The sequence below is a fragment of the Streptococcus sp. 4094 genome (assembly GCF_013277125.1).
Taxonomy (GTDB): Bacteria; Bacillota; Bacilli; order Lactobacillales; family Streptococcaceae; genus Streptococcus.
The window spans coordinates 30,918-55,161 of record NZ_VMMI01000034.1 but is presented as its reverse complement, the minus strand read 5'-3'; the positions used below and the strand labels follow the sequence as shown (position 1 = coordinate 55,161).

General features: G+C 41.0%; 21 protein-coding genes. 4 read left to right on the top strand and 17 right to left on the bottom strand.

Annotation, left to right across the window (positions count from 1 at the left end; all coding sequences use genetic code 11):
- From HT721_RS08180 to typA, 4 genes are all read right to left on the bottom strand, one after another.
- Entirely contained in the window at nucleotides 1–1,059 is a 1,059-nt protein-coding gene (locus HT721_RS08180; RefSeq protein WP_173229558.1) for a UDP-N-acetylglucosamine--N-acetylmuramyl-(pentapeptide) pyrophosphoryl-undecaprenol N-acetylglucosamine transferase, read from the bottom strand.
- 1 nt (nucleotide 1,060) lies between these two features.
- The gene (gene murD, locus HT721_RS08175) at nucleotides 1,061–2,413 is read right to left on the bottom strand and encodes a UDP-N-acetylmuramoyl-L-alanine--D-glutamate ligase (protein ID WP_173229557.1); all 1,353 of its coding nucleotides are present in this window, start codon (nucleotides 2,411–2,413) and stop codon (nucleotides 1,061–1,063) included.
- Between the two features lie 115 nt (nucleotides 2,414–2,528).
- Nucleotides 2,529–2,783 (bottom strand): DUF3165 family protein, encoded by a 255-nt coding sequence (locus HT721_RS08170; protein WP_000262803.1) that lies wholly within the window; start codon nucleotides 2,781–2,783, stop codon nucleotides 2,529–2,531.
- 19 nt (nucleotides 2,784–2,802) lie between these two features.
- A complete protein-coding gene (gene typA / locus HT721_RS08165; protein ID WP_000164111.1) occupies nucleotides 2,803–4,644 on the bottom strand; it encodes a translational GTPase TypA in 1,842 nt (613 codons plus the stop codon).
- A 161-nt stretch (nucleotides 4,645–4,805) separates the two neighbouring features.
- On the opposite strand from typA, the gene HT721_RS08160 reads away from it, so the two are divergent.
- Nucleotides 4,806–5,531: a 16S rRNA pseudouridine(516) synthase gene (locus tag HT721_RS08160; RefSeq protein WP_173213805.1), complete on the top strand. Its 726-nt coding sequence runs from the start codon at nucleotides 4,806–4,808 to the stop codon at nucleotides 5,529–5,531.
- Between the two features lie 33 nt (nucleotides 5,532–5,564).
- On the opposite strand, the gene HT721_RS08155 is transcribed toward HT721_RS08160, so the two are convergent.
- Both HT721_RS08155 and HT721_RS08150 read right to left on the bottom strand, forming a co-directional pair.
- On the bottom strand, nucleotides 5,565–5,948 hold the full coding sequence (locus tag HT721_RS08155) for a rhodanese-like domain-containing protein (protein WP_000259257.1): 384 nt from the start codon (nucleotides 5,946–5,948) through the stop codon (nucleotides 5,565–5,567).
- Nucleotides 5,948–6,178: a YqgQ family protein gene (locus HT721_RS08150; protein WP_001808324.1), complete on the bottom strand. Its 231-nt coding sequence runs from the start codon at nucleotides 6,176–6,178 to the stop codon at nucleotides 5,948–5,950. Before HT721_RS08150 ends, HT721_RS08155 begins: the two co-directional genes overlap by 1 nt.
- A 101-nt stretch (nucleotides 6,179–6,279) precedes the next feature.
- On the opposite strand from HT721_RS08150, the gene HT721_RS08145 reads away from it, so the two are divergent.
- The gene (locus HT721_RS08145; RefSeq protein ID WP_001222592.1) at nucleotides 6,280–7,188 is read left to right on the top strand and encodes a LysR family transcriptional regulator; all 909 of its coding nucleotides are present in this window, start codon (nucleotides 6,280–6,282) and stop codon (nucleotides 7,186–7,188) included.
- A gap of 53 nt (nucleotides 7,189–7,241) precedes the next feature.
- Here HT721_RS08145 and HT721_RS08140 read toward each other — a convergent pair whose 3' ends face one another.
- The 5 genes from HT721_RS08140 to miaA are packed head-to-tail and all read right to left on the bottom strand — an operon-like array spanning nucleotide 7,242 to nucleotide 11,693.
- On the bottom strand, nucleotides 7,242–7,997 hold the full coding sequence (locus HT721_RS08140; RefSeq protein ID WP_173229555.1) for an SDR family oxidoreductase: 756 nt from the start codon (nucleotides 7,995–7,997) through the stop codon (nucleotides 7,242–7,244).
- 20 nt (nucleotides 7,998–8,017) lie between these two features.
- Nucleotides 8,018–8,947 carry a ribonuclease Z gene (gene rnz / locus HT721_RS08135; protein WP_173213809.1) on the bottom strand — a complete coding sequence of 310 codons (930 nt, stop codon included), beginning with the start codon at nucleotides 8,945–8,947 and terminating at the stop codon, nucleotides 8,018–8,020.
- 14 nt (nucleotides 8,948–8,961) lie between these two features.
- Nucleotides 8,962–9,585 (bottom strand): cystathionine beta-lyase, encoded by a 624-nt coding sequence (locus HT721_RS08130; RefSeq protein ID WP_173213811.1) that lies wholly within the window; start codon nucleotides 9,583–9,585, stop codon nucleotides 8,962–8,964.
- Nucleotides 9,578–10,816, bottom strand: coding sequence for a GTPase HflX (gene hflX / locus HT721_RS08125; RefSeq protein ID WP_173213813.1), 1,239 nt, complete (start codon nucleotides 10,814–10,816; stop codon nucleotides 9,578–9,580). Before hflX ends, HT721_RS08130 begins: the two co-directional genes overlap by 8 nt.
- Complete coding sequence (gene miaA, locus HT721_RS08120) at nucleotides 10,809–11,693, bottom strand: tRNA (adenosine(37)-N6)-dimethylallyltransferase MiaA (RefSeq protein ID WP_173229553.1); 885 nt, start codon at nucleotides 11,691–11,693, stop codon at nucleotides 10,809–10,811. The genes hflX and miaA overlap by 8 nt, the downstream gene beginning before the upstream one ends.
- Nucleotides 11,694–11,813: 120 nt before the next feature.
- On the opposite strand from miaA, the gene HT721_RS08115 reads away from it, so the two are divergent.
- Both HT721_RS08115 and HT721_RS11185 read left to right on the top strand, forming a co-directional pair.
- Complete coding sequence (locus HT721_RS08115) at nucleotides 11,814–11,984, top strand: DUF3042 family protein (RefSeq protein ID WP_173213818.1); 171 nt, start codon at nucleotides 11,814–11,816, stop codon at nucleotides 11,982–11,984.
- 59 nt (nucleotides 11,985–12,043) lie between these two features.
- Nucleotides 12,044–12,202 (top strand): chlorohydrolase, encoded by a 159-nt coding sequence (locus HT721_RS11185; protein WP_240149583.1) that lies wholly within the window; start codon nucleotides 12,044–12,046, stop codon nucleotides 12,200–12,202.
- Here HT721_RS11185 and HT721_RS08105 read toward each other — a convergent pair.
- From HT721_RS08105 to HT721_RS08080, 6 genes are all read right to left on the bottom strand, one after another.
- Nucleotides 12,199–13,038: a thymidylate synthase gene (locus HT721_RS08105; RefSeq protein ID WP_173229551.1), complete on the bottom strand. Its 840-nt coding sequence runs from the start codon at nucleotides 13,036–13,038 to the stop codon at nucleotides 12,199–12,201. The two genes, HT721_RS11185 and HT721_RS08105, sit on opposite strands and share 4 nt — an antisense overlap.
- A 97-nt stretch (nucleotides 13,039–13,135) precedes the next feature.
- Nucleotides 13,136–14,095 (bottom strand): ROK family glucokinase, encoded by a 960-nt coding sequence (locus HT721_RS08100; RefSeq protein WP_033684051.1) that lies wholly within the window; start codon nucleotides 14,093–14,095, stop codon nucleotides 13,136–13,138.
- 110 nt (nucleotides 14,096–14,205) lie between these two features.
- Nucleotides 14,206–14,898 carry an excalibur calcium-binding domain-containing protein gene (locus HT721_RS08095; protein WP_173213822.1) on the bottom strand — a complete coding sequence of 231 codons (693 nt, stop codon included), beginning with the start codon at nucleotides 14,896–14,898 and terminating at the stop codon, nucleotides 14,206–14,208.
- Between the two features lie 49 nt (nucleotides 14,899–14,947).
- Nucleotides 14,948–15,565 (bottom strand): alpha/beta hydrolase, encoded by a 618-nt coding sequence (locus tag HT721_RS08090; protein WP_164226712.1) that lies wholly within the window; start codon nucleotides 15,563–15,565, stop codon nucleotides 14,948–14,950.
- The gene (gene pabB, locus HT721_RS08085) at nucleotides 15,566–17,287 is read right to left on the bottom strand and encodes an aminodeoxychorismate synthase component I (protein ID WP_173213824.1); all 1,722 of its coding nucleotides are present in this window, start codon (nucleotides 17,285–17,287) and stop codon (nucleotides 15,566–15,568) included.
- Between the two features lie 69 nt (nucleotides 17,288–17,356).
- Complete coding sequence (locus tag HT721_RS08080; protein WP_173213826.1) at nucleotides 17,357–24,235, bottom strand: ZmpA/ZmpB/ZmpC family metallo-endopeptidase; 6,879 nt, start codon at nucleotides 24,233–24,235, stop codon at nucleotides 17,357–17,359.
- Nucleotides 24,236–24,244 lie beyond the last annotated feature (9 nt).

The window sequence follows — 24,244 nt, the reverse complement described above, 5'->3', positions numbered from 1 at the left end:
TTATGATAAATCGTTTTTCAATAATTGATAAAAATCTGCTAGAGATTTCAATTCCTTAGAAGCCTTCATCTTGGCTTGATAGTCTTCCTTGTGACTTAGTAAGTGAGAAAGCTTTTCTTCCAAACTATCCAAGGTCAAATCGCTTTCTTGAAGATCTTCTGCATAGCCTTTTTTTACAAAGTAAGCTGCATTTTCAATCTGGTCACCACGACTAGCTTCACGACCAAGTGGCACAATGACATGTAATTTTGCCATGGCCAAGAGCTCAAAAATCGTATTGGCGCCACCTCGTGTCACAACAATATCAGCCAATTCCATCAAGGGTTGATAGAGATTGGTCACATAGTCAACACGAAAAAGATTTTGGCTCAACTCGTTCAGGCTAGAATCTCCAGTTAGATTGATAATATTGTAGCGTTCTGTCAGTTCTTTCTTATGGTCTGTCACCAATTGGTTAAAGACACGAGCACCCGCAGAACCACCGACAAACAATACAGTTGGCAATTGGGGATTAAAGTGGGTTTGAATATCTACCAATTCATCTGGTTCTGGATTTTTTTGATCTGAAACCTTGGTCACTGCTCCCACATGCTCGACCTTAAACAAACTTGAAGCTTGCTCAAAGGTTGAATACATCTTAGTCGCAAATTTATAAGCGATTTTATTGGCCAAGCCCATAGACAGGTCAGATTCATGAATAAAGACAGGAACTCCTGAAACACGCGCTGCGATAACTGGCGGCACAGAGACAAATCCTCCCTTTGAAAAAAGGGCCTGTGGACGAAGTCGCAACATTATAAAGAGAGATTGGACAATTCCCCAACCAACTTTGAAGACGTCCAGCATATTTTGCCAAGAGAAATAGCGACGCAATTTTCCAGTCGCAATGGAGTGGAAGGTGACATCTAGACCCGACTTGAGGATTTCTTGATGTTCGATCCCACGCTTATCTCCGATATAGTGGACTTCCCAGCCATCTTCGATGAACTTGGGCATTAACAAAAGGTTGAGGGTCACGTGTCCAACCGTCCCCCCACCTGTAAAGACAATTTTTTTCATATTATTCCTTTAACTCCGCTACTGTGTCGATAAAGAGGTCGCCACGTACTTCAAAGTTAGCATACATATCCCAGCTGGCATTGGCAGGACTGAGAAGAACCACGTCTCCTTGAGTCGCAAGCTCGTAGGCCTTGCGGGTCGCATCTGCAATATCAGTCGCATCCACATAAGCCACACCAGCCTTATCTGCTGCCCGTTTGACACGTTCTGCAGACTGGCCCAGGATGACCATCTTCTTGAGTCCAGTAATATCTGGCACCAATTCGTCAAACTCATTGCCACGGTCTAAACCACCTGCAATCAAAATGACCTTGCTATTGTCAAATCCTGACAAGGCTTTTTGAGTCGCCAAGATATTGGTTGATTTGCTATCATTATAGAACTTCACACCCTTGATTTCATCCACAAATTGGAGACGGTGTTTGACACCACCAAAGGCTGAAAGAGTTTCTTTGATAGTTTGGTTATCCACACCACGAAGCTTGGCAACAGCAATAGTCGCAAGGGCATTTTCCACATTGTGGCTACCTGGAACTCCGATTTCATTCGCTGCCATGACCACTTCCCCACGTAAGTAGAGCTGACCATCTTCCAAATAAGCTCCATCAACCTTTTCAAGTGTTGAGAATGGTACAACTGTAGCTTGTGTTTTAGTAGCCAATTCTTTTGCCAAGTCTTGGTTAAAGTTCAAGACAAGGAAATCAGCCGCTGTCATCTTGTTCTGGATATTCCACTTGGCTGCTACATATTCCTCAAAAGAACCATGATAATCGATATGAGTTGGCATGAGGTTGGTAATAACCGCAATCTCAGGATGGAATTCTTGAACACCCATGAGTTGGAAAGAAGAAAGTTCCATAACAAGAGTGTCCTTGTCTGTCGCTGTTTGAGCGACCTGACTGGCAGGATAGCCGATATTTCCTGATAAGAGACCATGTTGGCCAGCAGCAGTCAAAACTTCCCCAATCATAGTCGTTGTGGTTGTTTTACCGTTCGAACCTGTGATACCGATAATTGGCGCTTCTGAAATCAAGTAAGCCAATTCCACCTCAGTCAAGACTGGAATTCCCTTGGCCAAAGCCTTTTCAATCATGTGATTGCTATAAGGAATGCCTGGATTTTTTACCATGAGGGCGAACTCTTCATCCAAGAGTTCCAAAGGATGGCCACCTGTAATGACCTTGATTCCTTCTTCCAGCAAACTTTGCGCAGCTGGATTGTCCTCGAAAGGCTTCCCATCATTTACCGTTACAATGGCACCTAGCTTGTCCAACAAACGAGCTGCAGATTCACCAGACTTGGCCAAACCTAAAACAAGGACTTTCTTATTTTTAAATTGATCTATTACTTTCATGTCTCGAACTCCATTTCTACTCCTACTATTTTACCATTTTTATGGAAATAATTCTAAATGAAAATGCTCAGATTAGGCATTCTAACAAGCAAAAAGAGAGCCGAAACTCTCTTTTTTATCTTCTTTTACTTTTTTTGACTGGCATGAGTGTGATGTCTCTCACACTAAAGTAAGCTAGGATTAACATGGCTATTGCTAGGAATATTTCTGTTGGTAATTGAAAAATTTTCAGAAAAGATAGAGCCAACAAAACCAAAAGTGCCACTAAAATACATACCATAGCGACGATATTGACTGTCCCTTTAATGCTTTCTGGTGTTGCAAATACATAGAGTAGGAGCAGTAAAATTCCTAGGACTAAATAGACCATCTTTCTCTCTTTCTAGCTCTTATTCAGCTGATTTTTTCTTCTTGTTAGCTTTCTCACGCTCTGCTTTGTTAAGGATTTGTTTACGCAAACGGATAGACTCAGGCGTTACTTCCATGTACTCATCGTCGTTCAAGAACTCAAGAGACTCTTCAAGTGTCAAGATACGAGGTGTCTTGATAACAGCTGTTTGGTCCTTAGTAGCTGAACGAACGTTGGTCATTTGTTTCGCCTTAGTGATGTTAACTGTCAAGTCATTTTCACGAGAGTTTTCACCGATGATCATTCCTTCATAAACCTCAGTACCTGGGTTGACAAAGATCGTACCGCGTTCTTCGATAGACATGATTGAGTAAGTTGTAGCCTTACCAGCATCGATAGAAACAAGGGCACCACGGTGACGACCACCAATTTCACCTGGAATCAATGGCAAGTATTGGTCGAAGGTGTGGTTCATGATACCGTAACCACGAGTCATTGACAAGAACTCAGTTGAGTAACCAATCAACCCACGCGCTGGAACAAGGAAGACCAAACGAGTTTGACCATTACCAGTTGAAATCATATCCAACATTTCACCCTTACGTTCAGAAAGGCTTTGGATAACAGAACCTTGGTATTCTTCTGGAGTGTCGATTTGAACACGTTCAAATGGTTCGCATTTAACACCGTCGATTTCTTTTACGATAACTTCTGGACGAGATACTTGAAGTTCATAGCCCTCACGACGCATTGTTTCGATAAGGATTGACAAGTGCAATTCTCCACGTCCTGAAACAGTCCATTTATCTGGAGAGTCAGTTGGGTCGACACGAAGGGAAACGTCTGTTTGCAATTCTGCCTGCAAACGTTCTTCTACCTTACGAGAAGTTACCCATTTACCTTCTTTACCAGCAAATGGTGAGTTGTTAACCAAGAAAGTCATTTGAAGAGTTGGCTCATCGATGTGTAGGATTGGAAGAGCTTCAACTGCATCTGTCGGAGTGATAGTTTCACCGACAAAGATATCTTCCATACCAGAAACGGCAATCAAATCACCTGCTTTTGCTTCTTGGATTTCACGACGTTCCAAACCAAAGAAACCGAAGAGTTTTGTAACACGGAAGTTTTTAGTTGTGCCGTCAAGTTTAGAAAGGGTAACTTGGTCCCCAACCTTAACAGTACCACGGAAGACACGACCGATACCGATACGACCAACGAAGTCATTGTAGTCCAAAAGTGATACTTGGAACTGCAAAGGCTCATCTGAGTTATCTACTGGAGCTGGGATATGGTCGATAATCGTGTCAAAGATTGGTGCCATAGTAGCTTCCTGGTCAGCTGGATCATCTGACAAGGAAGAAGTCCCGTTGATAGCTGAAGCATACACCACTGGGAAGTCAAGCTGGTCGTCATCAGCACCAAGCTCGATGAACAGTTCCAAGACTTCGTCCACTACTTCTGCTGGACGAGCTGATGGTTTATCGATTTTGTTAACAACCACGATTGGGACAAGGTCTTGTTCCAAAGCTTTTTTCAATACGAAACGAGTTTGTGGCATAGTTCCTTCGTAGGCATCTACGACCAAGACAACACCGTCAACCATTTTCATGATACGCTCAACTTCTCCACCGAAGTCCGCGTGTCCTGGTGTGTCCATGATGTTGATACGAGTTCCGTTGTAAGCAACAGCTGTATTCTTAGCAAGGATGGTAATTCCACGCTCTTTTTCGATATCGTTTGAGTCCATAGCACGCTCAGCCAATTCAGTACGTGCATCAAGAGTCTCTGATTGTTTCAATAATTCATCAACAAGGGTTGTTTTACCGTGGTCAACGTGGGCGATAATCGCAATGTTACGGATATCTTCTCTAAGTTTTGTCATGATTTCCTCTATAATATTCAAAATTTATTTTCTAACTGAACGATTATACCATAATTTCAGGTAAATAACATAACTCAAGCAAGTGTAAATGTTTTCACTATGCTTTTCTTTTCACATCAAGCCTTTTCAAAGCAAGCGACTTATGATAAGATAGGCACAGTATGCGTTTAGATAATTTATTAGCCCAAGAAAAAATCAGTCGAAAGGCCATGAAACAAGCCTTACTAAAAGGAGAAATTTTAGTCGATGCTTGCCCAGCCCGCTCCTTAGCCCAAAACATCGATACAGGACTACAAGAACTCCTTTATCAGGACCGAATCATTCAAGGCTATGAGCACACCTACCTTATGCTTCATAAGCCTGCTGGTGTCGTTACAGCCAACAAAGACAAGAAACTTCCAACAGTCATGGATCTCCTTCCGCCTGACATCCAGTCTGACAAGCTCTATGCCGTCGGCCGACTGGACCGAGATACGACAGGACTCCTCCTCTTGACCGATAACGGTCCCTTGGGCTTTCAGCTCCTCCATCCCCAATATCATGTGAATAAGACTTATCAAGTTGAGGTTAATGGACTTCTAACACCTGACCATATCCAAGCATTTCAAAAGGGAATTGTCTTTTTAGATGGCACTGTCTGTAAAGCTGCAAGACTAGAGATTCTATCTGCAAGTCCTTCCTTCAGTCAAGCCTCCATCACCATTTCAGAAGGAAAATTTCATCAGGTTAAGAAAATGTTTCTCTCGGTTGGTGTCAAGGTGACCTCCCTCAAACGCACCCATTTTGGCCCTTGGAGCTTGGATGAAAACCTGCAAGAGGGAGACTATCGCTCCCTCAACTCAGAAGAGCTGACAAGCATTCGTGAATTTCTCAGAAAAAGTGGTTAAAAAATGAGCTCGGAAACATCCAAGCTCGTTTTCTTATTTCTCAACTTTGACTTTCCCTTTCCAAGAATCCAGTCCATAAGAAAGGATATAAATCTCAGAAAAACCTTGTTTTTTCAAATAAAGGGCTGCATTTGTGACACGCTGCGCACGTTGGTTTTCGTAGAGAAGGACAGGTTTATCCTTACGAAGGGCTGCAAGACTAGTCTTCAACTGACTTGAAGGAATATTGCGGGCACCAAGAATATGTTTTCTGTGGAATTCAGCTGGGTCGCGCAAATCAATCAATTGACCCGTACGAATCAAGGCTTCAAATTCCTCATTGTCCACAATTTTAGCCGCACGGCGAATACGAAGATAGTTAAAGCCCATCCACGCCAACATTGCCAGTATAAGTGCCCACAAAATCCAAGTAACCATTAGTTCTTTTCTCCATTTTTCTCAATATAATCCAATTCTACCTTGTGCTCTCTGCGAAGAACCGCTTCTGCTTCCAGATAGTCTAATTTGTCCATCAACCCTGCATCGTAAATCCGAGAGAGTTCCAACTTCATCAGTTCAATATCATATAAACGTTTTCCCATGTAAACAATAATACCAAATCGTTTGAGGAATTGCTGCACATCATAGAATGTTTTCATAAGACTCATTCTAGCAAAATTTTGTGTTTTTTTCAAGAAGAGACTTACACAATACCCTGATTTTCCTATCTTCTTTGGCGATTCTAAGGCAAGTGTGGTACAATAAAAACATGAGAATTCAACAATTACATTATATTATCAAAATCGTCGAAACTGGCTCCATGAATGAAGCAGCCAAGCAACTCTTTATCACTCAGCCAAGTCTTTCCAATGCTGTGAGAGATTTGGAAAATGAAATGGGCATTGAAATCTTTATTCGTAATCCTAAGGGCATCACCTTGACCCGTGATGGGATGGAGTTTCTCTCTTATGCCCGTCAGGTTGTCGAGCAAACCCAGCTTCTGGAGGAACGCTATAAAAATCCTGTCGCCCACCGCGAACTCTTTAGCGTTTCGTCTCAGCACTATGCCTTTGTGGTCAATGCCTTTGTCTCTTTGCTCAAGAAAAGCGATATGGAGAAATACGAGCTCTTCCTTCGTGAAACTCGTACTTGGGAAATTATCGACGACGTCAAGAACTTCCGTAGTGAAGTTGGTGTCCTCTTTTTAAACAGTTATAACCGAGATGTTTTAACCAAGATGCTGGATGACAATCACCTGCTGGCTCACCATCTCTTCACAGCGCAACCGCATATCTTTGTCAGCAAGACCAACCCTCTGGCAAAGAAAGACAAGGTTAAACTGTCTGATTTGGAGAATTTCCCTTATCTGAGTTATGACCAAGGGACGCACAACTCCTTCTACTTTTCAGAAGAGATTCTTTCCCAAGAACACCACAAGAAATCCATCGTAGTCAGCGACCGTGCTACCCTCTTTAATCTCTTGATTGGTTTGGATGGATATACCATTGCAACAGGGATTTTGAACAGTAACCTCAACGGAGACAATATCGTTTCTATCCCACTGGATATTGATGACCCAATTGAGCTGGTCTATATCCAGCATGAAAAAACCAGCCTATCCAAGATGGGCGAACGCTTTATCGACTATCTACTAGAAGAAGTTCAGTTTGATAGTTGAGAAATGATAAGAACCAATATGTAGGCTAGCAACAACCTACGCATTGGTTCTTTTTACTTATAATTAAAAGTCTCCCCTGCCAACTTATCAGCTAGCTTGGGAAAGAGAGTATAAAACTTATGGGCTAGGTTCAACAAAATCGGGAGATTGAGTTCTCGTTTGTTTTTCCCTATAATCTTGACAATCTTTTTAGCCACTGCATCTGGTTCTAAAAGGAAGCGGTCAACCGATTTGAGATAGGTGCCATCTGGGTCGGCCTGGTCAAAAAATCCTGTTCGGATTGGTCCGGGATTGACTGTTGTCACATAGACTCCATAGGGCATAAGTTCGAGACGTAACGCATTTGAAAAGCCAATGGCCGCAAACTTGGTCGCTGAGTAGAGACTGGACTTGCCAGTAGCAATCAAACCTGCCATGCTAACAATATTGATGATATGGCCTTTTCGACTCTCTTTCATACGGGCCGCAAGGCGTCGAGATAGATTCATAAGGGCAAAGGTATTGACCTCGAACATCTGATGAATATCTTGGTCGGAAATCTGGTCAAATTCCTCAAAAATCCCGTAACCAGCGTTGTTTATCAAGACATCAATCTTGCCATAACGGAGATAGAGGTCAGTTACCAGAGTTTCTAAGGCTGAATCATCGGTAATATCGATTTCAATCAATTCTGCACAGGGATGATTTCTGTAGATTTGGACTAATTTTTCCTTATTTCGACCAAGCAAGATGAGTTGGTCATTGGGCAGGAGTTTGACCATTTCTTGGGCTAGACCACCGCTAGCTCCGGTAATGAGAATAGTAGACATACTTATCCTTTCTCAAGCTTTTAGATTTCCACTTCTTCCAAGTCTTTGACCACATGGACATTTTCAAAAACACTAGCAGCGTCTTTCTTGAGTTTGCTGATATCTTTTGAGAGAAAACGGGCACTGATATGGTTGAGCAAGAGGCGTTTGGCACCTGCTTCTACCGCTACTTGTGCAGCTTGCATGTTAGTAGAGTGGCCATGGTTACGAGCAATTTTTTCATCACCCTTGCCATAAGTGGATTCATGGACAAGGACATCGGCATTAACAGCCAGACGCACACTGGCACTAGTTTTTCGGGTGTCACCAAGAATAGTGATAATCTTACCTGGACGTGGCGCTGAGATATAGTCAGCTGCCTTGATTTCAGTCCCATCTTCGAGAACAACGTTCTGACCGTTTTTGATTTTTCCAAAAAGTGGGCCAAATGGGACGCCAGCAGCCTTGAGCTTTTCAGCATCCAAGGTACCTTCTAGGTCCTTTTGCATGACACGATAGCCAACACAGAAAATAGTATGATCCAGCTCCTCTGCATACACCGTGAATTTATCGGTTTCAAGGATTTTTCCTAAAGAATCTTGGTCAAACTCATGAAAATGAATACGGTAAGGCAGGCGCGAACCGGACACACGAAGACTGGTTAAGACAAAGGACTTAATCCCTTGCGGTCCATAGATTTCCAAATCTGTCTGCTCTTCATTGGCCTGAAAGGCACGGCTAGAAAGGAAACCTGGCAGACCAAAAATGTGGTCTCCATGCAAGTGAGTGATAAAGATTTTGCTGACCTTACGTGGTCTAATTGTGGTTTCCAGAATGCGATTTTGCGTACCTTCTCCACAGTCAAAGAGCCAGACTTCGTTAATCTCGTCCAAAAGTTTCAGGGCGAGACTTGAAACGTTGCGGGCTTTAGAGGGCTGGCCAGCCCCCGTTCCTAAAAATTGAATATCCATTCGATACTTCCTAATTAATCAATATATAACATGGCTGTGCGGTTTTCCGATCGGAAATAGCGCTTGCCAGAAAAAGCAGTAGCTTCTTGTAATAGCTCCTCTTGGCTGTATCCTTTAAGACGCTTGCGACCATCAGCCAAGCTTTCCAAATCAGTCAAAGCTGTTAGACTCTCCATGCTAACAACTTCCTCATCTCCAACAGCCTTCATGTAAATCTTGCCAGACTCCTCAAAGACCAGTTGATGGGGGAAAATTTGCGCAATTTCAAAAAGCAAGTCATCTGAGATTACCTTTTCATTTTCAGAGAAAATCCGACCCAGACCCTCACTCTCATAGCAAAAACCAAAGGATTTACCAGACAGGTTAAGGCGAATAAAAGGTTTGTTTTCAAGAGTGAAACTAGGTTCAGCATTGTAGAGATTCAGTTCCTGACTGACTTCTGCAAAATAATTCGTCGCAGTCTCAGGACTCTTTTTCTGGTATAGCTCTGCAAAGTAGGCATTGACCACACTTGGCGGAGGTGTGATAAGTGTCAACTGCTCCTGCTCTGTCTTGCCAGCTAGAAGCTGATCCAGATAGACCTTGTCCAGATTTGTATAGCCCCCATATTTTAGAGCCAACGTTTTAATATCAGTCATAAAATTCCTCTAACCTCCATTTATTTTTCTCAGAAATGTAGCCTGTAATCACTTCTCCATCATCTTGGTAGTCACGATCTTCAAGAATCGCAACACTTTCTAAATCATGAATCTTGTAGGACTTTGAAAAAGGCACTCGCAGGGTAAAGGGTTCGAAAATATCCTTGATTTTCTCTAAAAACAAAGCCTGCAAATTCTCACGACTATCCTCAGACTTGGCAGAAATGAGGGCATAAGGCGTTTGGGTAGGCGTGAAATCTTCCACCAAATCCGCTTTATTATAGAGGGTCAGGCGAGGAATATCTTCCATATCTAAGTCTTTCATAATAGACAGAACCGTTTTTTCATGCTCCTCATGGTAAGGATTGCTGGCATCGATAACATGAACCAGAAGGTCCACATGCTTGCTTTCTTCCAAGGTCGACTTAAAACTGGACACCAACTCTGTCGGCAAATCTTGGATAAAGCCCACGGTATCTGTCAAAGTTACTTGAAGATTGCCCCCCAGATGGATACTCTTAGTCGTCGCGTCCAGAGTCGCAAAGAGCTCGTCAGCCTCATACTGGGTTTTACTGGTCAAGGTGTTCATAATAGTTGACTTCCCAGCATTGGTGTAACCAATCAAACCAATCTTAAAGGTGCTGGACTCCAGACGTTTTTCTCTGATTGTGGCCCGATTTTTCTCAACCACCTTGAGTTGGCGCTCGATATCCGTGATTTGATTGCGAACACTACGACGGTTCAACTCCAGCTGGCTTTCACCAGGACCACGGGAACCAATTCCCCCTGCCTGACGGCTGAGCATAATTCCCTGACCAACCAAGCGAGGCAAGAGGTATTTGAGCTGGGCTAGGTGAACTTGGAGCTTCCCTTCATGGCTTCGAGCTCGCATGGCAAAGATATCCAAAATCAACTGCATACGGTCAATGACCTTAACACCCAGAACTTCTTCTAGATTGACATTTTGCCTTGGGGTCAGACGGTTGTTGACGATGACAGTGGTGATTTCTTCTGCATCCACCATGAGGGCAATTTCTTCCAACTTACCAGAGCCGACGAAGGTCTTAGAATCATACTTTTCACGTTTTTGTCTGTAGCTATCTACAACGACTGCCCCAGCTGTCTTAGCTAGACTGGCCAATTCTTCCATAGAGAGATCAAAATTGTCCATGCCCTGCAATTCTACACCAATGAGCAGGACCCGTTCCTCTTTTTTCTCCGTTTCAATCATCTAAAAACTCCTCTATCTGGCTTAAAATTCGGTCTTGCACACCAGCTTCTCCAATCTGATAAAAGGTGACCTGCATGCGATTACGGAACCAGGTCAACTGACGCTTGGCAAAACGACGGGTCGCCTGTTTGAGGCTCTCACTAGCTTCCTCCAAACTCTGCTCTCCACGGAAATAAGGAAAGAGTTCCTTGTAACCAATTCCTTTAGCAGCCTGCACATCAGGGTAATGGTCAAAAAGCCACTTGGCCTCATCCAAAAGCCCAGCCTCAAACATCAAATCCACTCGGTGGTTGATACGCTCATAAAGTTGACTGCGCTCTTCATCCAAGCAGATAATCAATGGTTCATACAAGGTCTCTTGATTTTCCAAATCCTGACCAAAATGGGCAATTTCCAAGGCACGCATCGCACGACGACGATTAAACTGGGGAATCTCAAGGCCAGCTTGCTCCACCAGATGAGCTAATTCCTCATCTGTATAAGGCTCTAAACTAGCCCGATAGGCCAAAATCTCCTCATGAGGTGTCTCCCCACCCAGGTGGTAACCTTCTAGCAAGCTCTGGATATAAAGTCCAGTCCCACCGGCGATAATGGCTAGCTTGCCACGACTGTGAATATCCTCAATAGCCATCTTAGCTTCTGAAACAAAATCAAAAGCCGAGTAAGACTCGGTTACCTCTCTAACATCGATTAAATGATGAGGAACAGCTGCCTGCTCTTCTAGACTAGCCTTAGCCGTTCCAATATCCAGACCTCGATAGACTTGCTGGCTATCTCCACTAACCACTTCGCCATTAAAACGCTTGGCCACTTCAATGGCTAGAGCCGTCTTTCCAACTGCAGTCGGTCCAACAATCACAATTATTTTTGTTTTCATCTTTTTTCCTTGAAAAATTCCCATTTTTTCGTTACTATTATTATAACACAAAAAGGTCAGTCAGAAAAATGTGACCTCTTGAGGAGGCTGGCTGATTAAGAAGATAAAGGAGGAAGACTCATGACTAAAGGATTCGCTAAAGGTCTTGTAACAGGTGTCGCAGGAACTGTCGCTGCCGTTGCAGGTGCAGTATACGCATTTAAAAAGAAAGTAATCGAACCAGAAGAGCAAAAAGCAGCTTTCATCGAAGAAAACCGTAAAAAAGCAGCTCGACGTCGCGTATCACGTTAAGAAACAAAAGAAGTTGGGAGTTATTTTCTCAACTTCTTTTTTCTATTCTTTTATACTCAATGAAAATCAAAGAGCAAACTAGGAAACTGGCCGCAGGTTGCTCAAAACACCGTTTTGAGGTTGTAGATAAGACTGACGTAGTAAGCTCAAAACACTGTTTTGAGGTTGTTGATGAAGCGACGCTGACGTGGTTTGAAGAGATTTTCGAAGAGTATTAAATAGCTAGATCAAACTTCAACTGTGGCTTGACAGGGTCATAATCCACCAACTCAAAATCTTCTGCTTTGATATCAAAGAAATTGGTCCCATCTGGAACATTCAAGACCAAACGTGGTTGGCAGTTTGACGGCTCACGACGAAGCAATTCCTGAGCTTGTTCAAATTGATTGTCATAGATATGGAGGTTGTTGATAAAATAGAAGAACTTCCCAACCTTCCAGCCAAAATGCTTGGCAATCATCATTTGAAGAGCCACGTACTGCATAGCGTTGATGTGGTGGGCCACCAGCATGTCATTCGAACGCTGGGTCAAGGTCGCATCCAGATAGATTTCCCCATCAACACGACGGACATCAAACATGGTCTGAAAAGCGCATGGGAGCAGCCCATCTGTTTCTTCGAAAGCTTGGTAATCCCAGAGGGAGATGATATTGCGGCGGTTCCAAGGATTGGCTTCCAACTGTTTAAGAAGCTTATTGATAATGTCGTGTTTCTTAACAACGGCACCATAGCGCTCACCGATGGTTCCTGTATTTCCCACTTCCCAATCATTCCAGTAGTGAACATTGTATTTGCTATTCAGCACTTCTAGGCTATTGGACTGGTCTTGGTAGATCCAGAGAACTTCTTTGATGGCGGATTTGATGGCAATGGGACGCAAGGTTGTGATAGGAAATTCTCCTTTTGCCAAGTCATACTCAGCAAATGCACCCGTTACATATTTAGAGTTGGCAACAGTCCCATCCTTGTACTTGGGACGGGCCTGCTCAGAAAAGACACCGTCTTTGAGGATTCGTTCAATATTCTCTTTAAAAATCGTATCTGCTTTTGTCATTTACTCTCACCTCATTTATTGTCCTAACTAGTATAGCATAAAAAAAGAAAGGAGGAAAATCACTCGCTTTTAGAAAGCAATTTTCTCCTTCTTTATCTTATTGCAATACAAGTGATGCTGCTCCGATAACTCCAGCGTCATTTCCTAGAGTTGCAAGAGCTAATTTAGTAGATGTGCGTACTTGTGGGAAACTATTTTCATCGTAGACTTTTTGAACACCTTGTAGAAGGAATTCTCCCGCAGCTGATACACCACCACCGATAACGATTGTTGATGGGTTTAGGATTGAACCAATGTTAGCACAAGCGATTCCCAAGTAACGTGAGAAGTTACGGTAAACGATTAAAGCAAGGTCGTCTCCTTCTTTTGCAAGGTCAAAGACAGTCTTAGCAGTTACTTCTTCTCCGTTATCAATCAAGCGTTTCAAAGCTGCATCGCCTTCGTATTCATCCGCATAGCGACGAGTCAAGTTGACAATCCCTGTTGCTGAAGCAACTGTCTCAAGGCAACCTTTCTTACCGCAAGTACATGCAATTGGTTGGTCAAAGTCAACAGTGATGTGGCCAAGCTCACCTGCTGCACCAGCAACACCGTGAAGCAATTTGCCTTCTGCAACGATACCGCCACCAACACCAGTACCGAGTGTCATAAAGACAACATCTGGTTGGTTATCACCAGCACCCATCCAGCGCTCACCAAGAGCTGCCACGTTGGCATCATTATCGATGAAAAATGGAATGCCCAAGGCTTTTTCAATCTTTTCTTTGATTGGTTGAAGGGTTTTCCAGTTGAGGTTGTAGGCACCGATAACAGTCCCTTTTTCACGGTCAACCACACCTGGTGATCCCATTCCGATACCTTGGAAGTCTGCTGCTGCCAATCCAAGCAAATCCAAACGATGTTGAATAGACTCAATCATATCATCAACGATATGACTTCCCTCATCCAAAATGTTAGTCTTGATAGACCATTTTTCTTGGATTTCTCCTGCTGTTGTTAAGATTGCAAATTTGATAGAAGTTCCACCAAGGTCAATCCCAATAATCTTTTGACTCATCATATTCTCCTTTTTCATTATGAATTAATTGAAAATGCTTACAGTACTAGTATAACAAAATTCACTCATTTATGCAAAGGTTTGCATTAACTTTCTAAATTTTATCTAATTTATGGTTTCCAGAGACCTGAGGCATCTACATAGTAGCGGCCTCCATCAACTCGCTCATTCTTAGCCATTTTGCCATCTGATTTCAAATAGTAGTTTCCTTGCCATGCATTGCGAGCGTATGAACCATCTGATTTCAAGTAATACCAGGCTTGATAAGAAGAGTCATAAACCCACTCACCTTGTGCCATTTTACCGTTTGACTTCAGGTAGTAAGCTCCTTGCCATGCATTGCGAGCATATGAACCATCTGATTTCAAATAATACCAAGCTTGATAAGAAGAGTCATAAATCCATTCACTCTGTGCCATTTTACCATCTGATTTCAGGTAATAGCTTCCCTGCCATGCATTTTTCACTGGATTGCCATTTCCATCAAAGTAGTACCAAGCACCATCCTGCTTAACCCAGCCACTTGTTGTTGCTGAACTTGTATCAGTTTGGGTTGTAGTCTCTTGTTTTGCTTTAAAGGCACCCTTAGGGGCATTTTTCAATTCACAAGCCACACCATCATGATCGCGGTCTAACCTGGCAGAATACCCAGGTTCTCCCTTGTGAATATCTGCGTATCCATTCGCCCAAGCTTCTTTACAACTAGAAAAATGAATATTTTCCTCTGCTAAAACTGGTTGTGAAAATAAGGCTAAAACTGACAACGTCGCCAAACTCATTTTAAAAAATAGACGTTTGTTCATTACTTTCTCCTATAGGAATGTTATCGATTTCAATATTATTTTATCAAACTTATTTCAGCAATTCAAGGAAACTTCTGGTATTTTCTACAAACTCCTTTGGTTTTTCCTTATTCAAGACATGAGAGCCGTCTGGGATAATCTGAAATTGGGATTCTGATATTAGTTTATGAAGACTTCTCATAGAACTAAGATTCGGTTTATCTTTGCTGCCACAAATTAGTAAGGTTGGATAGGGGCAAATCCCTGCTATATCCGTTAAATCAAGTGTCTTCAATTCTTTGGAAATACCTATTATAAAAGTCTTGTCTGCCCCCTGTTTTTCAAATAGTCTTTTGGGAAGTAGTTTAAAAATCAGCAACTGAAGATAAAATAGGATATTCCCTGCTAATTTAAGCGGGCATCCTGATAAAACCAAAGCTCGAAGATTTGGTAAATCGTAACTGGAAAGTTCTAGTGCCAGGGCAGCACCTAAGGACAATCCAATCAAAACAAAAGGTTCTATCTCTTGAGCTAGTTGCTGATAAACTCGCTCCTTGGCTTTTTGATAGCTGCCAACTCCAGAAGGAAATAACTCGATAGCCTCAGAAGAATAATCTGTCAGTAGATTCCGAACTTCTTTCCAACTCTCTCCGGACTGCCCTAACCCATGCAAAAATATCAGTTTCATCTAATTCTCCTCAAGTCTTAGTTCATACAAGCCTCTCACTGCATTACAGCCATATATAGCCTCAACTTGGGCTAAGTCTGTCAAGGTCAAGACTTTCTCTTCTACTTGTCCTGTTTCTAGTAAATACTGACGGTAAATTCCTGGCAAGATACCAAGTCTGATAGGCGGTGTGTAGAGTTTTCCAGCGATTTTCAGAACCAAATTTCCAATAGAGGTTTCAAGTAGCTCTCCTGACTTATTGTGGTATATCTTCTCTTGTTCCCCTAGGCTCAAATGCGGTCGGTGGCTTGTTTTAAAATAGGTAAATGCTTGTTGCAAATTGGCTTCCTGCAGGCAGAGTTGGGCATGGCAGAAGGTTGGACTGAGAGGTTCCAATACTTGACGATCGACTTCTATCTCTCCAGACTTGCTAAGGCTAATTCGCAAGCGGTAGTCTTGATCAATGTCACAATCCTGACACTCTTCCTCTATCTTTTGTTTCAAGTTTTCTGAATCAAATGGAAAGGCAAAATACCGACTAGCTTTTCTCAGTCTTTCCAGATGTTGTTCTTCAAACAGCAGTTGTTTTTGGCTGATTTTTCCAGTTGTAATTATTTGGAAAAGAGCTTGTTTCCGATAAAGCACAGCAGCCTTTTGATGAACCTCACGATATTCAGATTCCCAAGTGCTATCCCATGTAATACCTCCGCCAACTCCATAGATGGCTTGACCTTTGTGAAGTTGAATAGTACGGATAGCAACATTAAAAATCCGTCGTCCATTTGGAAGCAAGAGACCAATCGTTCCACAGTAGACTCCGCGCGGTTGTGGCTCCAAGTCCTTGATAATCTCCATAGTCGCAATTTTCGGTGCGCCCGTTATGGATCCACAAGGAAAGAGAGAGCGAAAAATTTCAACAAGGTCCACATCCTCTCGCAATTGACTCTTGATGGTCGAAGTCATCTGCCAAACCGTTGAATACTGTTCTACTTGGCAAAGACGCTCCACGTGCTCACTCCCCACCTCAGAAATACGATTCATATCGTTGCGCAAGAGGTCCACAATCATCATGTTTTCAGAGCGATTTTTGGGATCCTGCTCCAGCCAACTAGCCTGTTCAAGATCTTCTTGGTCAGTTACCCCACGCTGAGTCGTTCCCTTCATTGGGCGCGTTGTCAACTCGCGGTCATTCTGCTCAAAAAAGAGCTCTGGACTCATGGAAATCACTGCCATCTCGTCATGTTCCACATAGGCATTGTAGCCCGCCTCCTGCTCTACCACCATACGATTGTAGATAGCAAAAGGATTGGCAGACAACTCCTGCTTGAGTTGGACAGTGTAGTTGACCTGATAGGTGTCTCCCTGCCGCAAATGATAGTGAATCTGGGCAATCGCCTTTTCATAGTCTGTTGCAGACGTTACTTCCTGCCAATTTGAAGGCAAATCAACCTCATCATAAATCAGAGGAATAGGGGATGTTTCTACCCTATCATGAACGGTAAAATATAGCAGATACTCTGCCAGTAAAGGAGCTTTATGAACTGCTAATTTCTCCTCAAAAGCAGGTGCAGCCTCATAGCTGACATAACCCACCACATAGTAGCCCTGCTCTTGGTAGCTTTCCACTTGTGCCAGCAAGGCTGTTACTTCCGCTAAATCTCTCGTTTTTAACTCTTTGATAGGCTGGGTAAAGATGTATCTCTCCCCCAAAGCCCTAAAATCAATCACTGTTTTTCTATGCATAGCTTAAGTATAGCATAAAAAGGCAGATACAGACAAAGCTGATCTACCTTTTTACGATTTTATTCATCCCTATGCTTGTGGTGCAGTAAATAGATCACCAGAGAAACCGTCTGTGTTTTTAAGTAATGCTTTGTACACTTTAGCTTTAAGATTTACAGTATTTGTATATTTGTCTTTAATTTTAGGGTCATTTAACTCCTGTAAATCTTTAGTCACAGCTGCATTGAATAATGCTTGTAGTCTACTATATGAAGAGATGTTTTCACCGTCAATATTAATTTCTGTGAATCCTCTTTGAGCTTTTGTAAGAACTTCCTCATACCAAGTTTTTTTCCAGTCTTCAAGAGTTTTAAATTTACCACCAGAAACTTTATCAATAATAAATTTATCACTTAGAGTTTGACTTGCTTTATTGGCTTCGGATTTATATTTATTAGAAACATATCCGATGAATCCATTTTCGTATCCGAAATATCCCCACATACGAAATGCATTATGTTTAAATGATGCAGCCCCAGGAGCACCATCACTGGTATTACCACCATAGATACCAGTCATCATATTTATATTCACATAAGCAGTTCTAAAATCAGATGGATCGTATGTGTTATTTCCAGGAGCACCATGTTTGGTAATGAAATTATTATCAATTAAATCATTAATGTTATTTAATTGAAGTGCTTTCTCAGTGTCATTTAAATCGCGAATTTTGTCAAACTGGTGAGGTTGTCCGTCCTTACGCATTTGTTTATCCATTTTCTTGAACCAGCTATCATTGTTACCTTGTAATTTTGGTAAGACAGCTTCAGCTTCAAGAGAATCTAACATCATCAGAGCTTCATTATAGTTCTTCATATATTTATCAATAGCTTCTCGTGATTGAAGCTTATTAGGGTTATAGTTGTACCATTGATTACCATCATTTGAACGTTCAAATGCCATATTTAATCCAAGTGCGCCGTATTCACCTTGGTGTCCATGTTCTGCTGGGGACTGTAACATGCCTTGAGCAAAGGCTTCTAAGAATGTTCCTTCACGATGCGTGTATCCTCCATAGTAAGCTACGCGGTCATTTATATGAGTAGTCTCATGCGTAAATGCAGACGCACCATATTCACTAATCATATCAGACATAACAAATACAACTTTAGCTCGAGTATCATTCTTGTCATCATAATATGTAGCATATGCCCCAGCAACAGCTCCATTAGGACCGTAATGCTCACCGACAGGACCATAAAGCTCACGAGTAGGTGGATAAATGCCTGTTCCATCTTCGAACTTACCATATTTATCCATCCATTGCCCCCATTTATGACCCCAAACTTGGTAACCTTCCCATACTGGAGTTACAATATCTTTGACAAGCTTATTTTTTACCGCATCTGTTGCTAAACGATACCAGAAATCAAGATAGTTAATTTGTCTGTCTGCAGCCAAATTAATATTATCCTTCCACTTATCCAGTGTGGTATTGTATTTATTAGCAGTCCCAAATGATATAGTATTGTAGGTCGATATCAAGAATGCTTGGGTTTGTTTAAGGTTAAGGAGCGGTAAAATCATCTTTTGATGGTATCCGCGAGATAAATTGTCAAAAGCACGATACTTAGCAGTTTTAATAGCCTCTTCACGTGACTGACGTTCTGCTACATAAACCTTACCTTCAGTGGAGTGAATAAACCAATCATTCAAATTTGTGTCGGCTGTCAATAACTTCATATTATATCGTAAGAAGTCAATAAGATTTCCAGACACCGTGTTCTTAGCCAATACCTCTCTAAATGCATCATGTGTACGATGACCTTTTAAAGTATTTTCTTTTGAACCAATTTCAATCAGTCTATCTAAGACATCTACATTTTTACCATAAAAATCTGGTTTAAACATCATTAAGTCTTTAATGGTTTTACCATCAAAATTGATACCATAATATCGATTTAGGTAAGCAAGACCTAACATAATTTTTGCGCTATTGTCTTGAACTTTCTTAACAAGAGCTCTTTGAGTTGCGTCTGATATGTTTAATTGATGATCTTCTGATTCCACAAGATGTTTGACAATCGTATCCATATTAGACTTCAATTCTTGGAAATGTTCCTCAAAATAGAAGTCACGAATATATCCATTTTGGCGTTGCTCTGTGTTTGCACTCTTATCTTTACTGTCATTACGTCTATCCAAGATCGAACGGACACCCGCAGACTGAAGTTCTACTGAAGTCAAGGCTTCCTTAACCTTAGTCATCAGATCACTACGATCTTTAACAACCATGTTTGGTGTGTAAACAATATTTTGACCGACTATATTATATTCTTTCACTTGAGCTACTCCAGAATCAGAATTGACTGCCACGGACATTTCTTCCTTTATACCATCAGCGTAGTGAATCATAATCTTATCAATATCAGATAAATCTGTAACAAATTGACCATTCTTCATACCTGTAACAGATAATACTTCTTTCTTCACAAGATTTGAATCTTGCTCTAACTTATTACCCTGATTTACAATCCAGTCTTTGTTATAAAATGGTTGAAGTTTAGCAATATTTCTATAAGCTTGGTCATATTCTGATTTGTAGTTTTGAATCAGTTTATATTCTTTATCTTTAGTTTCAATATTGTTTAATCTATTTGTTTGAAGTTCTTCACTCTCAAACAAATTTGCAGTAATGCCATAACCAGCTACACGTTTATCAGCATCTTCTTTGGAAATTTCTTTCAAATTATGGGATAAAGTATATGACTTACTACCGACACTAACTCCTAAAACACTATAGTTGTTTTTAATATATGGAAATGCAAAATCACTGTCATTAATATCTGGAGAACCATATAATATTTCACCTTTTACTACCTTAGCGTAACTCACATTGTCATCAGCATTTCCCCAAGGCCAGTTTTTACTGATTAAACCTCCAGCTTCAACAGGGTTTGATAAATTAATCACACCTTTCATAACTGACTTACGTAATTTTGTAAATCTATCACGTCCAGCACCATTTATTCTATGTTCCATGACGGCAACAATTCCACCAACACGTACACGATTACCTGTAAGATTAGCATCGACATAAGCTCTATCAATAATACCTTCGTACATACGGCCTGCAATACCTCCCATATAGGAGTTAGCACCATTACCAGTTGTATGGATATTACCTATAAAAGCTATATTTTCAAGTCTTGAAGCATGCTCTATCCAGTTCACAAATCCAGCCACATGATTACGACCTGTAATATTACCCGTTACTTTAACATCTTTAATAAGAGACTGGTCACCTTGCATTTTATGACTGATGACAGAAACATGATCTTCTGACGGAAGATTGATATTCACATTTTCAAAATTAATATTTTGCACTTTACCATTATCAATTAAATGAAATAAAGGCTTTTTCAAATTATAAATAGCATAGTGCTTATCGCCATCACTAGAGAGCGTACCCTTAAAATTACCTGTTACATATGATTTACTACTAACATCTAGATACTGTGCATCTAAACTTTTTCCTAATTTAAACTCACCGTTAGGATTTTTCTGCATAGCATCTACTAAATCTTTGAAGTTATAGTAAACGTTATTTTGCGATGCTTTGGGTTTCTCTATGTAATAAGTGTACGTTTGACTCAAGCTATTATTTGAATCACGTTGGATTAAATCAGGAGCTGAAGCAGTAACTTTAAATAGGGATGTCTCCTCCTCAGTTACTTCCTCTATATTAGTAATGGCAAGCCTTGTTACTTTATTATGATTAGTGGTAATTTTTAGATAATATGACGTTAGATTTTCTGGAACAGTTTCTAGAAGGCTACTATCTGTTTCATTTCCATTCTCATCCACTTTCATCAATCTTGTTTCTTTAATATCTTTAATCTCAACTTTTTTAAGGTCTAGTTGGATTGGTTGATTATCTAAGATTTCTGTTACATCACCGTTACCTCTATCGTAAACCATAGTTGTAGATAGAGTGTATTCTTTGTAATACTCTAGGTTTTTAAATGCTGCGTCTATAGTTTCATTATTTACATCATCGCCTGTAAGCTCTACAGTGCTAACAACTGTTTCTCCTTTTTTCAGAGTAGCTGTAATTGATTTAATTTTTGTTTTATTTTGGTTTTCTAGAGAATACTTAGCAATTGCTTCACGTTCTAATACTTTCTTATCAGTGTTTACAAATTTTAATACTGGTTTTTCAGTCAATGGAACTAAGTTTTTGATAGCTTCTTGTAATCTTCTAGTAGCATCATCTACTTTACTTTGAGTGGCAGCTTCATCTGAATTTACAGGGTTTGCTGCTACAAGGGCATCTTCTAAAGCTTTCCATGTTTGAGTAGTGTATTCTTCTTTATGTTTGCTGTTAGCTGTGTTAATAGCATTTTGCAATGCAGTCTTATCGACGGCAAGAGCATTTATAGCGGCTTGAAGAGCTTTAGTAGCCGCATCTATTTCACTTTGTTTAGGAAGTGGAGTAGTTTGATCGTTGATTTCTTTGGCTTTGATTTCGGCTTGTTTGAAGTTGTTCCAAGTTTTTGGACTGTAGTCAGTTTCTTGTTTTTGATTAGCAACTGTTATTTGCTCTTGTAATTTTGTTTTATCAACATTAAGTGCATCAATAGCGGCTTTCAAGTTCTTAGCGGCTTCATCGATTTGAGTTTGAGTAGCAGTAGCGTTATCTTCTACGGCTTGAGCAGTTTTTTTCGCTTCTTCTAATGCAGACCAAGTCGCAGGACTATGATCAGCTTCTGTCTTAGAGTTAGCATCAGCAAGTTGTTTTTCCAGTTCAGTCTTATCAGTTTTTAATGCATCAATAGCAGCTTTAAGTTTTTTAGCAGTTTCATCGATTTGAACTTGAGTAGCTTTGTCGTTGTATTTTACAGTTTGAGCGTCAGTTTTCGCTTCTTCCAAAGCGTTCCAAGATGTAGCACTGTAGTCAGTTTGAGTTTTTTCGTTTGCAAGGTGAAGTTGTTTTTCAAGTTCGGTCTTATCTGTGGTTAAACCAGCGACAGCAGCTTTAAGTTTTTCATAAACATGATCAACTTCGCTTTGCTTAGTAGCTGGGGTGTTTGTAACTTTTTCAGCTTCAGCTAATACATCTTGAAGGTTTGCCCAAGATGCATCACTGTAGTGCTCTTTAGTTTTTGATTTTGCGTCAGCGATAGTTTTGTTTAACTCAGTTTTATCGACACTTAGAGCATCGATAGCCGTTTTAAGTTTATCTGTCTCGCTATTTACCTCAGGCTGTTTTACAGACTCTGAAGCATAGACACCTTTTGCAGTTTCTAAAACAGGAGTCAATGCACCATAACTTGCTGTAGAATAATCAGTAGGAGAAACTGAACTAGCTTTATCAATTTGATTCTTTAACTCACTTTTATCAACTGGTTCTTTAGTACCAATACCTTTTATTTCATCTACTGGCTTGGTTGTTATTGTATCCTCTAATACTTTACTAGACTGTTTTCCATCAATAGTAGTGACTTCAGTTAAAATAGTGCGTTCACCTGCCACACCTTCTCGAATAACTTTTGTTTCTCCCTTAGTGAGATTCTCATCGTCTTGCTCAATTGTCTTAAAAGGCACAGACTCTTTAGTTACTATAACTTCAGGCTTAATCTCTATTACATTTAGCACACCTTCTTCAGGAGTTGTTTTATGTTCTACTTTTGGTGTTTCGTCCTGATGTTCTACAGTTTCTTCAGCCTTGGTATCTGGAGTTGACTCTTCTTGTTTCGGTGTTTCTTCCGCAGTCTTCTCTTCTTTAGAAGCTTCTGGTTGCTTTTCTGGCTCGACTGGTGCTATTGGTGCCGTTTCGTCTTCTCTTGGTACAACTGGTTCACCTACTTGTTCAACTTTTGATTCCTCAGCTGGTTCCGTTTGTTTTTCTACAGCAGGCGTTTCAACTTTTGGTTCTTCAACAGGTTGATTAGCAGCCTCATCTTTTGTTTTTACTACTTCTGGCTGTTTATCTTCTTGTTTCGGTGTCTCTTCCGATACCTTATCCTCTTTAGGATCTTCTTGTTGTGATGAATCTTTTGGTATCCTTGGTTGCTCCGGTTGTGTAGGTTGCACGGGTTGTTCTGGGACTTTTGCTTGTTCTACTGGTGGTTCAACTTTTGGCTCCTCAGCTTGTTTATCTGATGGTTGACTTTCTGGCTTGACTGGTGCTTGTTCATCTATTTTTGAATCAACTGCTCCACTTACTTCTTCAACTGGAGCTGATTCTGCTGAAGCTTCTTTCCCCTCTTCTGCTTTAGGAAGGGTGTCGTCAGTAGGTTTTACCTCCGATTTTGGTTCTTCCTTTGGACTTTCTTCTGTTTTAGGTGCTTCTTCTTTTGGAGCTTCCTCTGTCTCTACTGCTTGGTTTTTTGGCTTAGCTTGCTCCTGATTTGTTGTTACTTGGGGATTCTCAACTTCGACCACAGTCACCTCTCCAGGTTTAGCTGAGGCTTCTTCTAAAACAGTGTCCAAGCCAAGCGTTTTGAGGATGTCGCCTGATAGATAACCAACATAGCGATAGCCCTCCATTTCAACAACACCCTCTCGACTAGCCGGTGCTAGGGTCGCAACTGGGTCTACAGCCCCTGCACTAGGAAGAACTACCAATCCCATAGCTCCAACTAAAAAGACGCTGGCAATTTTCTTTCTCTTGTAGATTAAAAGCAAGCTCCCAACAGTCAGCAAACCAAAAGCTGTCAAAACAGATGCTTCTGTCCCTGTTTGTGGCAGCTGGTCTTTTTGATACACCAAACCATATACAACTTCATTTCCATCAGGTTTTCCTGTCTTGATTAAATCTTTAGCTTCTTGTGAAATAACTTCTTTATCTACATAGTGATAGGTAGCTGCATCCACTACAGAAGGAGCCATCAAAAGGCTTCCAAGAAATACAGAACCTACAACTCCCTTAATCTTACGAATTGAAAAACGGTCTTTTTTAAACACTTTCATCTC